The organism is Brumimicrobium glaciale, from assembly GCF_004152935.1.
Lineage (GTDB): Bacteria > Bacteroidota > Bacteroidia > Flavobacteriales_D > Crocinitomicaceae > Brumimicrobium > Brumimicrobium glaciale.
The window spans coordinates 1-12,941 of the sequence record NZ_SETE01000003.1; the positions used below are offsets into that span (position 1 = coordinate 1).

Below are 12,941 nucleotides of genomic sequence, written 5' to 3' on the forward strand. Positions count from 1 at the left end.
TCGGAGTGGTTTTTCGGGTGAAGACTTTTAGTCGCTGTTTCAATCTTTTCCATGCTTTCTTCCCTACCACCAATTGCTATTTGCCTTTATCTCCTTTCCTGTAAGTTGATTCAAATCCGAATCCCAATAGTTCAAATTGAACTGGTTTTCTAACTCCACTTTTATACTCGTTCTTTTATTTTTTTTTCAAAGGTACTCATGAGCTCATTTCAATCGGTTCACGATTTATAGTGAGTTTAAGTTTTGTTTTCAAAAACTTTTCAATGGCTTTTAGCGTTGCAGTTGCATGGCTTTTATACTGAGTATAAATACTAAAATCATCTGCGTAGCGTACAAATCGGAGTTTGCGTCTTGTCAGTTCTTTATCCAACTCGTTGAGCAGGATATTAGACAATAGCGGACTTATTGGAGAACCTTGCGGAACTCCCCTTCTTCGTTTGTGTAATTTACCATTGATTTGGATTGGAGCTCTTAACCATTTACGTATTAAACGCATGGTTATCGGGCATTTTACCTTTTGATAAAGTAGGTTTAGAAGTAAGCAATGGTCTACTTCATCAAAGAATGTTTTCAAGTCAATGTCTACGATAAACGTAAAACCCTCATGGATATGTTCCAACGCTTTACCAACTGCTTGGCGTGCGTTTTTGTTGGGTCTAAATCCGTAACTATTAACGCTGAATTCACTCTCATAATGTGGCATCAGAACTTGTGATACCGTTTGTTGCAACATTCTATCTGTTACTGTTGGTATTCCTAGAAGTCGTGTTTTACCATTTCCTTTAGGAATCTATTCATTTCTTGTCTATTTTTATTTGTATTCATGAGCTCGTTACTCGGTTCTACTCCAAGAATAGGTTGAGCAAGATATTCCATCTCCATTATGGAAGAATAAAGCTGTGTTTTTCCTTTCCGAAAACTTTCGGTCAGTTCATTTACACTTAATCTGTCCACTCCTGCACTACCTTTATTAGCAATTACTTGCTTTAGGGCTCGTTGCACATTGTGAGGATGTAATACTCGTTCTATCATTCTTTTACTTTTAATCTGTTCCGCTTTCTCAAGGCTATCCCGTTAAACGGCATTCCGTTGAGAATTTAGAACCAAAATACGTTCAGTCCTTCCTTTAGTTGTGAGACCTCCGCTTCATTCATCGGCTCGTATCTCCAAAGTACTATGACTTCTGCTGACTTCTTGGCGCATAGAAACCGAATCTATTCCAAGACCTCCCTCGGCGTTGCAGAGAGCCTGTCGAACTGTAAGGCAAATGTCCTTCCGTCTAATCCTGCGGAATCTACATAGTTGCACTTTTGTATTCGTTGGACTTCGCAATGATGTGCTTACTCATCCATACAACTATGCCTCTTATCCCGTTCCTGTTTCCCGATTAAAATGCGGGACAGGCTGTCAGTTCAGACTTTTGTAGCCTCGCTTACTTCACTGCATGGATCGCTCCAAACCAGCTTGCGACTTACTAATGTTTCCAGGCGTTACCCCAGCACATGAGAGACTTGCACTCTCTGGACTTTCTCACAACTTGTTGTGAGAATTTATTTATATTTACCATTCAAGGCACACACACAGCCTTTGACGATCAGCCTGTAAAAACCTTCGATTTTTACATTAATGTATATCTAAATGTTTGTATCTTCGATAAAACATTTAGCAAACAGGCCGCCGCAAAGTCTCAATCATTGTACACGTTGGGCTTGTAAAGTGGCGCTTTTTCTTGTGGATATTTTTGGTATCTATTTATTACTTTTTAATTCCTTCAATAAAAGTTTAGCTTCATTACTGCCTAATTTCTTAGCAAGTTTCAAATTATTTTCAGCCTCGTCCTTTTGATTCAAACAAAGGAGGAGTCTCCCTTTAATGAAATAGAAGAAACTTTCTTTTGGAAGTTCATCAATACATTGATCAATATACTGAACGGAATTTTCACAATTCCCTGTTTTTTCTTTGAGGAGACAATAATTAATTCGCGGTTTAAAATATGAATTACTGCTAATTTCAATTGATTTTTGATAATAAACAAGAGCTGAGTCAGTTTTACCAAGCATTTCGTAATTCCAAGCTATGTCATTAAATACAAACCATTTGTCAACTCTGTATTTCAAACTCTTAAATTGTATTTCAAGTGACTTTTGCCAACTCTCCATATCACTTAATATGTCAGCATAGTTTTGATAAGCTAATGTATCGTCAGGATTGAAAACCAATTTTTTTTCGCAATTCTCTATTCCTAAATTAGGTAATCCATAAAGTGAAAAAGAGCTACAACCATAATCTAATGCATACTTTTCGTATTCGTTATTAACATCAAGTTTTTCTCCCATTTTATAGAAAACACTTGGATCCATTTCAGATTGAATCGCGCGCACTTTCATTCCATAAAATTCAGTCCTTTTTTCTGGCTGTTTTATTACTTCTTGAACCAACCAAAATCCAAAATAAATACCTGGATTATTTGAGTCAATTAACCATGCTTGATTGAATCTTTTCATAGCGGTTTGCAATTGACCTCGGTAAAAAAAATCCATTCCCAACAATACTAATTCTTTAGAAGCTTTACTTTTGGGAACTCCAGCTTCTTCTATTTCCGTCATGAACTCTTCATCTGCATATTCATATTTATAAGCCTTTTCAACTAATGAATTGCCATACATTGGAATTAAATTTATTTTTCCATTTTGATGTAGCGCATCCAAATCTTCTTTGGTTTGTGTTTTTCCATTCAAAAAAGATAGTGATATCAGGATTGTCAATAAATATTTCATGTATTCTTATTTTATAATAACTGCTAACCATTAGCTTAACAAAATAGAGTTTAGCTATCACATATCAACTCAAATATAATAATTTTATGGAGCTTTAAAAAGTTCATCATTTCGAATATTTTGGTTTAAATATGCTGCTGTGAAATGTGTTCAAATGTATATTATTATAATAATGAAATAGCGCTATTTTTTGGTACAGCTTTACCGAATTTATTTAATCAGAAATAATAGTTAACTCTGTTCTTCTGTTGCATCCGTACATTTCTTCTTGTCTTTGTTTATTGTCCTCATCTTTTATAAGATCCATTGGAACTATTGGTTTAGATTCACCATATCCTTTTGTTAAAATCCGAGTTGAATCAATTTGATAATCTTGAATTAGACAATCTTTTATTGCTTTAGCTCTCTTTTAAGATGAAATAAGAAACGCCAATCGGAAACTTTATCCCTGATTGCTTTTTAAATAAAATTAGCAATAAGAATAAGTATTTTTCTTTTTCGCATTGCTCCAAAAAGAAACAAAAAGATCTAGCGCTTAATATTTTTTATTCAATCTTTAATATTTTTTCATTTGTTTTCATGAGCTTGCTTCGCTGCGGTTCTTGTCTCCACTCCTAAAAGTCGATAATGTCGGTGATCTCCTCCGCAAGCTCTGGAGCTACCGCCATTATTAACGACTTTTAGCACGCTTCACCTTCAAAAAAACATAAAGCACGTCCAAAACAAGTGAATTCCTCTAATAATTGATCATTTTGATTTCATAATAATAGCAAAGATCAGTATCACAGTATTTTAAGAACCTCTAATGAAATTTTTAGAATAAGCTTTTATTCTACAAGTAAGAAGAGAGAATAGTCGAATAAATAATTTAGGAGTAAAGAAAACGATAAGCATTAAATAAGATTTCCTTTTTCACTTCCTCTTTGATCTGTATGTGAGCCAATTTCGAATATAAAATTTTCATTACTATTAATAAAATCAGCGATTATAATTAATGAAGAATCTGAGTTTTCTTTTTGAATTCCAGGCCCACCAGACAGATTGAAGGTTATTATAGGACACAAAATCTTGTAATTCTTTTCGAATACGGTGTCGCTAAAAGATTTATATCCTAAAGGAACACATTGAGAATAAACCATACTAAAGTTTATAATAAGAAGAAGTGAAATTATATTTTTCATGCTCATTCGTATAATGTTTTATAATTCATAAACCGATACTTTTAAGCTAAACCAACTAAAAAAGCCTCAAGAAATAATCCTGAGGCTTTCCATTATATAAATTAGTTATTATTGATAGTTGATCTTTTTCTATTGTGAAAAGTTACCTATGTAAACACCATTTGTAATTGTTTTAACGTCACCTCCTCTATATACCTTGCAACTAAATTTGATATGAACTTTAACCTGAATTTCAAAACCTACTTGAACTTGTTTTCTAGAAACTATTTCGAAAGTACTGCCTGCTTGGGGACCATCATTTGAACTGTAGTTAATTCCATTTGGAGAACCAATTTCAATTGAAACTCCTTCTTCTGATAAATCTGCATAAGTGTATGTTCCAGGCATAAAGTAATCATAGAATTCAGAATCACTAAGACTACCATTAGGATAAGTTAAAACCCCCTTAGACACATCAAATATCGCATATTGCTCAACATCATCATACAAATATGAGCTCCAAACTGCGTCTGTGGTACTCTGCCCTATATTCTTACTTGCACCTGTAGCACTGAAAAAAGTCATATTTGCTTCTTGACTTACTGAAACGCCATCTATCGTATATTTAACTTTAGGATTACCATCAATCGCATTGCCTGCTGGTGGAGTTTGAGCATAAATGCAAGAACCATCGTCTTTGTCAGCTTCACTCGAATAATTTGTTGCAGCTGAATCTGTGCAACCTTCCTTTTTACAAGAAGAAATTGTAAGACCAAGAAATAGCATAGATGCTAGTGTAATAAATTTTGTTGTATTCATAATTAGTGTTTTAATTTGTTGCAATATAATGAAATAGAAAACTTCACCAATTAAACTTAGCTTAAAGAGGTTTCGAATTGAAAGGATGTTTTAAAGTTTATTTATGTACTGATATAAGGATTTATCATTTTTCCAACCCCTAATCTCCAGTAATTGTATGAAACTTATTCTTGTACCAAAAAATATATCCACCGCCACAAGATTCAAGATTATGCCCAAAGATTGCATTATATCCCAAAACTAATTTCTTGTTAGCGGGATGATTAAAATCAACATTCAGGTTTGACATTTCTTCATCTTCTGGCCATAAATTAATATTACTGGAGACTGTTTCAAACTGTTCTGTCCAGCCAAAATATAATTCTGTATCCGCTAGATTGTTTTTGGTAATTATTACAGCTTCACTTTTGTTTTCTTGTTTGTAGTTAATAAATCCTAGCGTAATCAATTTTGAGTCTTTGATTTTTATGACTAAATCATTAACGTTATCGCCAAAAAAGTCTCCGTTTAAAATGAATGGATTACTATTTCGGTCTATTTCATAAGTGTTGAATTCAGGATATGCTTTCATTAAATTTTCTAAATCTTGAATGAAAACATCTTCGTTCTCTAAAAATCCGTCAAAAACATATCCGTATTCTGCTTCTTCAGCGTAATTATAAGGATAGTTATGTGTTTTGATTTTCACCCAGTTCCCTTTTATTTCTTTACCGTTTTCATGAATTGATAATTTTTCATTTGTCTTTTCTGAAATATTTATTTTAGATCCAAAGGGAATTAATCCTATTCGTTTGCTTTCTAAACTTGGATTTTTTCTGATGATTATTCCATTTTTCGCGGTGACAATGAATGTGTTTTTTTTATCATTTTCTAATTTGGTTTCATGCGTATTATGGAAATATGAATTGTTTGCTGGAATATTCGCAAAAGAATATAGAGACATTGAAATGAGAAATAATATTGAGAGGATGTGTTTCATTTTAAAGTTTGACGTTTTTTTATTTTAAACAGATTAGTTGCATAATGTAAATTTAGGCATTCTAAAGCTTATAATCTCTTACTTCAATCCATTACCCCATTTCTTGACCAAAGTCAATGAATAAAAAAATACAAGCTTATACTTTTGAGGAAATAAAAATAAACTATGATACTCAGAAAAAAATTACTCGTTATTTTAATGTTTTCGGCATCATTTGTATTTGGACAAAAAGCCGATGCAATAGATTCTTCAAAAAGGGAAAGTCAAATTAAACACAGGAACAGTTTAGGTTCTTCATTTTTTATGTTGGGGAATTTACTAGAAGATGCTCCCGATTATGTTTTACTGACTTATGGATACCGACTCACGAAAAAAGACAGACTTTTTGTGGAATTTAATACTTGGAAATATGCTGAACCATTAGGCACTTATGGCAATTCAAAAGAAATGTACCCTGGATTTATAAGGGCATTTGGGATTGGAGTTGGTTATCAACGCTTCTTGTGGAGAGGATTATTTACAACTATTCAAGCAACTCCTTTTATGAAACAATACCATGATATTAATGATGACAAAACTCAAAAAGGTTTTCAATTATATCTTCAATTGATTGCTGGTTATCGTTTTGAATTTTTCAAAAAACGTTGGTATTTAGAACCTGCTATTGCTTTAAAATATTGGCCTGTTGACACCAATTATCCAGTTGATTTTAAACTAATTCAAAAGGGGACGCCAAAATATATATTTGAGCCTAGTTTGAATTTTGGCTTTAAGTTTTAATCATCCAATGAAACCCTTTTTCGAATTCGACTAAGGGTTTCTGGTTTAATTCCGAGATAACTTGCCAATTGATATTGTGGAACTCTTTGAATTAAATCAGGACGGTTTTTGAGTAAATTTAAATACCTTTCTTTGGGAGTTGAGTTTATAAATATGGACATTTCTTCTTGATTTGATCCCAGCATTTTCTCCATCTCTACTCGGCATACTTCACCAAAACGTGGAAACTTTTTATACAAGTCATTCTCTTTTTCAGCATTCAAAATTCCGATAGTTGTTTCTTCTGCGCAAGTAAAATAGTATTTGGAAGGCTTATTATTTGCCATACTTTCAAAATTTACAGCCGATTGAAATTCCGTATAAAAGTTTTTGGTTTTTTCTTCTCCATCATCAATGGAATACTCTCTTATACAGCCCTTAATTACCAAATAAGCATCTTTAGCAATTTGATTTTCTTTAAGTAAAACAGTTCCTTTTGAGTATGTTTTTATGGGAAAAGCATCTAAAATCCCTTGTTTTTCTTCATCACTTAAGTCAATAAAACTTGACATCATTTCTACTAAAGTATTCTCCATTGGTGTTGTGATTCGTTGATGAATTTTTATATTTCAAAATTGGTAACGTTTGACCTTTTTATTCAATAAGTTGAATAAATAATTTATCGAAGATACAAAGTTTTAGATTTACAATAGTGCAAAATCAAAAGGTTTCTTGAAAGCAGATTCCCATTAAACTTATGATCAACTATGCACCATGATTTTTCGTCTTTCATAAGGAATCAATTTCATGTTATAACTCATTACAGCGGTAGGACTTTATTTATACTATTTTGGAATTCTTGAAAACCAGGTTTAGAAACTCATTTCAAACAATGATTCATAATAAAAAATCACTCGTTTATTTCTTTAATCAAAACTGAATTATTTCCTTTCATTTTCTAGCTTAAAATGGTGCACTATTACTTTTAGCAAATAATTTCCTCTCCATACTACTCACTAAATTACCTTTTGTATATTCAATTCTATTTAATGTCCCAAGCTTGTTTAATAACGTAAGTATTTTTATAACTAAAATATATAATTATTGGTATATTTGATTCATGTATAATTACTTAAAATCAATTGAAGCACTTTCTAACAGCGCAAACATACATAAAGGAGAAATAACTGATTTCGCCAAAGAAGTTTTAATTACTGCAACAAAAACATTGGATTGTAATCGCGGCAGTGTTTGGTTGTTTGAACAAGACCAAACCAAATTAGTTTCACTCATCTCTTATGCATGTTCTGATAATATGTTCAGTAATCAAATGACATTAGACATAGCTCAATTGCCTAACTATTTTAAATTTCTTAAAAAGAATGTAATAATTGTATCAAATGATACGATGAATAATCCGATGACTTCTGAATTATTAGACAGTTATATAATCCCTAATAAAATCACTTCTATGGTTGATGTCCCTCTGCGCTCCGAGGGTAAAATGATTGGTGTAATATGTTTTGAATATATAGAAATTCAGCATTCCTGGACAGACGACGAGCAATTATTTATTCAGTCTCTGGCTCAGCTATTGTCTTTGGCATTAGAGACAAAGAAGAAAAAGGAATATCAAATTGCACTTGAAAAAATAATTATTCAAAAGGAGGTTTTGATCTCTGAAGTCAATCATAGGGTTAAAAACAATATGGCTGTTATTATTAGTTTAATCAATTTACAGAAGCAAAAAACGAAAGATATTTATCATTCTTGGTTATTCGAAGAGATCAATAATAAAGTGTATTCGATGTCGATGATTCAAGAGCAATTAAATGCGAATGGAAATGTTGAAAGTATCAATTTAGGAACATTCTTAAAAAATTTGGTTAACAATCTAAACACCTCCTATGGCGAAGACAAAAACATTGAGATTAATTTAGAATTGGAAAAAGTGGAGGTTGATATTTCTAAAGCCATACCCTGTGGATTAATTGCAAATGAAATTCTCACCAACTCATTTAAGTATGCCTTTGATTTAAGAAATGAATTTCCGAAGTTGACAATTACTTTAAAACAAAAAGACGACAATGTAGAATTAATCTTTTATGACAATGGCCCTGGATTTGACCTAAAAACTCCACAAGCTGGTATGGGATTAGAATTAATTAAAGATTTATCTGAGCAAATAGACGCAGAAATAACTGTTAATTTTGAAAAAGGTGTGGTTATAAAAATAGTATTGCCATCTTTTTAAATTGTTAATTAATGATTTATATAAAGTAGGAATTTGGTGATTAACTGTTTAATTCCTAGTTAAAATCACCACCAGTAAACCCAATCACCAAACCCCTCTTTACGCATTTATTTTGTTAAAAACGCTTACTCTTCTTCATTAAAAAATTCTATTTCCGCAGTATAATCTATCTGTCCGAAATCTTCTTTTTCAATCCATTTCTTTGAAGTAATAATTTCCATTGACTTTTCACCCGTCTTTTTAAAATTCCAAATCACTTTTTCAGCGTCAGTAAAGGCAATTTCTCCTTTTACTTGATCTTCGAAGAGTCTGTGAATTAAATTTCCATCATTTAACCCTCCACACAAAGCTTTTATTAAAATCTCCTTGGTCATTTTTGAATCTAAATCTATTCCATCAAAACTTGCTGTAATAATTGTCGCTTCAGTATCTGGAAACTTTCCATTATAAGCCTTACGCAAAAATTGATTTATGTTGTAAAGATCAAAATGCAAGGCTGGTTCGGCATATTGTTCCGCTACCTTTTCTATCAACATTTCATGCGATAAGTTTTGAATTTGACCTTCATTCAATTTGTCACTCATTTTGTAGGTCAACACAATTTCTGCAGCCTCTGCTGGTTCAAAATCTGAAATTGCCATGAATAAAAACTCCAAAACTTCAGCATCTTTCAATTTCTCCGCATCAGGATAATCGAACGCTTTCAATAGATTTTTGTAATCCTCAATTTCCCAATAAATATCTAATTCATGCACAGTTTTTACATCTTCTACCTTTACTCCTATTTTCATTGATCTTTTGATTTTAGTTTATGAAAGTCAAGTAGAGAAAATATTAATCGTATTTAATCTTTTTGACTTTTACCCCAATTTAGCAATAGAAGTGATATGATATTAATTTGAGGTGCTAAAAGATGTTATAATTGAGAGAGAATACCAATAAGACCTTCCGAATCTTCAAAATTTAAAAAATAATGCTCAAGGTAATCTTGTAGGTTAAATTATCTTCAACGTAAGGAGTAGCGTAGTTTCCATATCTATAAAAAACTCCAATTCCAAAACCTGATATACCGCTAACTAATAAATTATTTACAAGTAAACCAGACTCTGTATATCCTTTCGAATAATCTATAAATTCAATATTTGTGTGACTGGTTCTGCCATTCATTTCTCCCCAACCTAAAGCTGTGTGAATTCCGAATTGAGGTTTAGTCCAATCTAAATTCGTTTTAATTGGAAGGAAATTGAATCGAACAAATAAATCAGAGTGCATTCCGCTATAAAATTCTCCTGGCAACATTGTTTCAAAAGAATTATTAATAGATAAGTTCCAATTTCCACCAGTTCCTTTAGACGCTTGTTGATATGATAAAGGCGTATTTTGAGTTGTTGTACCTGATGACGAAAGGATACTTAAAAACCCAACTCCGCGTATCGAAACATCTTGATACACTTCTAAATTAAATCGATAATAATCATAATCACTCTCAAACAAACCTTTAATTCCTTTTGCAGCCTTTAACTTTATACGTGGAAATTTAGTTCCCCTCGAGATTCTTAAATCGCCCAACTGCATAACTCTTTCTCTGATATTCCATATAAGCTCTACTGCAGTTTCAGCTTGATCAAAAACAGTAGAAGTTGAGTAAACAGAAGGGTCAGACGATGAAAATGCATAACCATCCGTAAACCATCTTCTTTGATAATTGGCAATCAATTTCACTTGAATATTTGATTTTATTCTTCCTGATAAAACAACTTCTCCTAAGCGCTCTCTATCCATTTGATTCACATAAAACCCTGAATAAATCTCTGATTGGGTGAGGTCAAAATTGTCATCATGAAAAGTTGTACCACCTCTTTCTGTAACATCTTCTTGGTATCTAAATTTAAGATTTATTCCCAGAGGTTTAAAAATTCTTATGGTTGAATAACCTCCCCATTTCCATTCTTTATCTCTAAATCCATAAGCAAAATATCCACCAACGTTAAATACTTTACTTATTTTTTTACTCGTTTCTAAACCTAAACCAAGTCTATACCCTTCATACATGTTAAAATCTATGATTCGTTTTAATGGAATATTTACGACGCCCAAAGGAATATTCCCATTCAGTAATTCCGCTGCCAATTCTAGCCTGTATTCTAACTTATTGACATCAGAAATTGAATCTACTTTTATATAAGTAAGCGAATCTTTTTGATCAAATTCAACCGCTCTAGCTGATATTAATTCATTTTGATTTTCTAATGCATCCTCTTCCACAGAAACCTCTACGTTATTAAATTTCTTTTTGACATCAATATCAAACTTTACGTTTTTAGTGTACATGTTGTTCTTAAACAAAAGATGTGTCCCCGTATCATCAAACGTCAATCCGTCTGCTGTAATAGTTGCGCTTAATTTTGAAGGAAACCATTTTTGATTATTTAAGAATGTATATTCTTGCACAATTCGTGGAGTTAAACTGGATTCTTCAGAAGGTTCTGCAATCACTTTTTCAATTGCCCAATTATTGGTATTTATATGTAAAAACCCTTCTAAACCAGAGAAATTTTTGTTTATCCTTGGTTGAAATCGAATAATAAATGTAGAGTCAGCACCTGTGATTATAGTATCTTGTAAAATGAACAAGTAACGCCTCAGACTCCCTTGAGCAATTGGATTAATATACTCAACTCCTAAAATTTCAACTTGACTATCGTAGAAAGAAAAACTTTGCATTTGATTTCCGAAAGTAGCAAATAATGGATTTTCAAATCCTGAAGTTCTGTAAGATGATATGATATCTTCAGTGTATGTTGGTGGACTGAAAATTTTCTTTCCAACCGTTTCAGAAAGGAAAATATGTTGTTTCTCCAGCGTTTCTTTAATTTCCTTCCCTGATTCGGAGAGTGCTGAAGTGTCAATTGCCAAAATTTCATCGTTGGTGACGATAAGTTTATTGTAATATTCACTCGAAAAAGATAAATCTCTCGTTGGATGATTTTCTTTTCGCTTATCAATAGCGTTTTTTATAATTCGATGCGCTGGATTTTCGCCTGGAAGAATGACTACTTCTTCAAAGGATTGCACATCTGGAGAAAGCGTAATTTCGTCTGTTTCCTTTAGAAAATCTGAGGTATAACTTGTGTCTTTATATCCATAAAACCTAAGTTCAATTGAATTTATTCTAGTTAAATCAAGCGTTATTATACCATCAATATCTGATAACAAGACTTCGCCAGTATTGTCTATAACTTTTACAAACGGAAGAACGGTTTTGGTATCAAAATCAACGATTTTAATTTGTTTTTGCGCAAATAAAACTTGTGCAGTAAAAACAATAATCAGTAGTGCAATTAATTTCATAATAGGATAAAGGTAATTGATAATTGACAATTCACAATTGATAATTGATAGTTATGTAGATTGTTTTTAAAATGGTTGCTCTAACGAGCGGCTGGAGTATTGAGAAGTTGTTGGTTTTAATTTCTTTGCTTTAAAAACTTCATTGAAACTAGACAATGTAATCGGTTTAAGGTTATTTGAGGTGATAAAGATGTGATATCATGATCCAATTTAATCAATCTTTAGAATTCTTTGTGTAGTGATTATTTCATTTTCGTTTGATAAAACAGTAATTATATATTGTCCTGCTATTATTCCTGAAAGTGAAACCACTTGTTGATCTGTCATAAAGGATTTTAGTATTTTTCCATTGAGATTTGTTACTACGATTTTCTTACTTCCAAGAACAGGAACTGTGATAAGATTTTTTGTTGGATTAGGAAAAATAAGAAATTGATCTGCTATATCATTGTCTAAAACACTTGTTGTTGCGCCAACTTTTATAACAGACTTTGTTATGCGTTTTGACGAACCAATATCCAACCTAACAAAATAAACTCCGGCAACTAAACCGTCACCAAATAGATTTATATTATAGGAACCACTTGGTAAAACTGTTGATTGAAAAAAAGTTTTCACTGATAATCCAGAGGAATTAAAAACCTCCAAAGTTATTGTATCAGATTCAACAATGTCAAAATGAATTGTTGCAACATGCTCAAAAGGGTTCGGATATACGCTTAAACTGTCTGTGGTTTGAGAATAAATTATTCCAAAACAGAAGGTCATAAGTGATATTAAAAACGTTCGGTTTATGTTTTTCATATTAGTCAAATTTAAGAAAGGTTTTGGTTAATTGAAAA

12 protein-coding genes are annotated in these 12,941 nt (G+C 32.0%); 2 read left to right on the forward strand and 10 right to left on the reverse strand.

Annotated features, from left to right (window positions below):
- Window positions 1–196 precede the first annotated feature (196 nt).
- From ERX46_RS17660 to ERX46_RS07320, 6 genes are all read right to left on the reverse strand, one after another.
- Window positions 197–733 carry a reverse transcriptase domain-containing protein gene (locus ERX46_RS17660; protein ID WP_242494548.1) on the reverse strand — a complete coding sequence of 179 codons (537 nt, stop codon included), beginning with the start codon at window positions 731–733 and terminating at the stop codon, window positions 197–199.
- A gap of 23 nt (window positions 734–756) precedes the next feature.
- Window positions 757–1,032 (reverse strand): hypothetical protein, encoded by a 276-nt coding sequence (locus ERX46_RS17665; RefSeq protein WP_242494549.1) that lies wholly within the window; start codon window positions 1,030–1,032, stop codon window positions 757–759.
- A 716-nt stretch (window positions 1,033–1,748) separates the two neighbouring features.
- Complete coding sequence (locus ERX46_RS07305; protein ID WP_130093208.1) at window positions 1,749–2,777, reverse strand: tetratricopeptide repeat protein; 1,029 nt, start codon at window positions 2,775–2,777, stop codon at window positions 1,749–1,751.
- An 893-nt stretch (window positions 2,778–3,670) separates the two neighbouring features.
- Window positions 3,671–3,958, reverse strand: a complete 288-nt coding sequence (locus ERX46_RS07310; RefSeq protein ID WP_130093209.1) for a hypothetical protein — start codon at window positions 3,956–3,958, stop codon at window positions 3,671–3,673.
- 129 nt (window positions 3,959–4,087) lie between these two features.
- Window positions 4,088–4,756, reverse strand: coding sequence for a hypothetical protein (locus tag ERX46_RS07315; RefSeq protein ID WP_130093210.1), 669 nt, complete (start codon window positions 4,754–4,756; stop codon window positions 4,088–4,090).
- Between the two features lie 139 nt (window positions 4,757–4,895).
- Window positions 4,896–5,735: an SH3 domain-containing protein gene (locus ERX46_RS07320; protein WP_130093211.1), complete on the reverse strand. Its 840-nt coding sequence runs from the start codon at window positions 5,733–5,735 to the stop codon at window positions 4,896–4,898.
- Between the two features lie 165 nt (window positions 5,736–5,900).
- On the opposite strand from ERX46_RS07320, the gene ERX46_RS07325 reads away from it, so the two are divergent.
- A complete protein-coding gene (locus ERX46_RS07325; RefSeq protein ID WP_130093212.1) occupies window positions 5,901–6,515 on the forward strand; it encodes a hypothetical protein in 615 nt (204 codons plus the stop codon).
- On the opposite strand, the gene ERX46_RS07330 is transcribed toward ERX46_RS07325, so the two are convergent.
- On the reverse strand, window positions 6,512–7,090 hold the full coding sequence (locus tag ERX46_RS07330) for a Crp/Fnr family transcriptional regulator (RefSeq protein ID WP_130093213.1): 579 nt from the start codon (window positions 7,088–7,090) through the stop codon (window positions 6,512–6,514). The two genes, ERX46_RS07325 and ERX46_RS07330, sit on opposite strands and share 4 nt — an antisense overlap.
- Before the next feature lie 524 nt (window positions 7,091–7,614).
- Between ERX46_RS07330 and ERX46_RS07335 the strand changes: the two genes are divergently transcribed.
- The gene (locus ERX46_RS07335; RefSeq protein ID WP_130093214.1) at window positions 7,615–8,748 is read left to right on the forward strand and encodes a histidine kinase dimerization/phosphoacceptor domain -containing protein; all 1,134 of its coding nucleotides are present in this window, start codon (window positions 7,615–7,617) and stop codon (window positions 8,746–8,748) included.
- A gap of 125 nt (window positions 8,749–8,873) precedes the next feature.
- Here the strand turns inward: ERX46_RS07335 and ERX46_RS07340 are convergent, their stop codons facing one another.
- The 3 genes from ERX46_RS07340 to ERX46_RS07350 form a co-directional block, all read right to left on the reverse strand.
- Window positions 8,874–9,539, reverse strand: coding sequence for a hypothetical protein (locus ERX46_RS07340; protein ID WP_130093215.1), 666 nt, complete (start codon window positions 9,537–9,539; stop codon window positions 8,874–8,876).
- A gap of 172 nt (window positions 9,540–9,711) precedes the next feature.
- Window positions 9,712–12,099, reverse strand: coding sequence for a DUF5686 family protein (locus ERX46_RS07345; RefSeq protein WP_130093216.1), 2,388 nt, complete (start codon window positions 12,097–12,099; stop codon window positions 9,712–9,714).
- A gap of 210 nt (window positions 12,100–12,309) precedes the next feature.
- Window positions 12,310–12,903, reverse strand: coding sequence for a T9SS type A sorting domain-containing protein (locus ERX46_RS07350; protein WP_130093217.1), 594 nt, complete (start codon window positions 12,901–12,903; stop codon window positions 12,310–12,312).
- Between the last annotated feature and the right edge of the window lie 38 nt (window positions 12,904–12,941).

Coding starts and splice junctions, on each gene's coding strand:
- ERX46_RS17660 (WP_242494548.1), bottom strand. CDS start 733: ATGTTGCAACAAACGGTATCACAAGTTCTGATGCCACATTATGAGAGT.
- ERX46_RS17665 (WP_242494549.1), bottom strand. CDS start 1,032: ATGATAGAACGAGTATTACATCCTCACAATGTGCAACGAGCCCTAAAG.
- ERX46_RS07305 (WP_130093208.1), bottom strand. CDS start 2,777: ATGAAATATTTATTGACAATCCTGATATCACTATCTTTTTTGAATGGA.
- ERX46_RS07310 (WP_130093209.1), bottom strand. CDS start 3,958: ATGAAAAATATAATTTCACTTCTTCTTATTATAAACTTTAGTATGGTT.
- ERX46_RS07315 (WP_130093210.1), bottom strand. CDS start 4,756: ATGAATACAACAAAATTTATTACACTAGCATCTATGCTATTTCTTGGT.
- ERX46_RS07320 (WP_130093211.1), bottom strand. CDS start 5,735: ATGAAACACATCCTCTCAATATTATTTCTCATTTCAATGTCTCTATAT.
- ERX46_RS07325 (WP_130093212.1), top strand. CDS start 5,901: ATGATACTCAGAAAAAAATTACTCGTTATTTTAATGTTTTCGGCATCA.
- ERX46_RS07330 (WP_130093213.1), bottom strand. CDS start 7,090: ATGGAGAATACTTTAGTAGAAATGATGTCAAGTTTTATTGACTTAAGT.
- ERX46_RS07335 (WP_130093214.1), top strand. CDS start 7,615: ATGTATAATTACTTAAAATCAATTGAAGCACTTTCTAACAGCGCAAAC.
- ERX46_RS07340 (WP_130093215.1), bottom strand. CDS start 9,539: ATGAAAATAGGAGTAAAGGTAGAAGATGTAAAAACTGTGCATGAATTA.
- ERX46_RS07345 (WP_130093216.1), bottom strand. CDS start 12,099: ATGAAATTAATTGCACTACTGATTATTGTTTTTACTGCACAAGTTTTA.
- ERX46_RS07350 (WP_130093217.1), bottom strand. CDS start 12,903: ATGAAAAACATAAACCGAACGTTTTTAATATCACTTATGACCTTCTGT.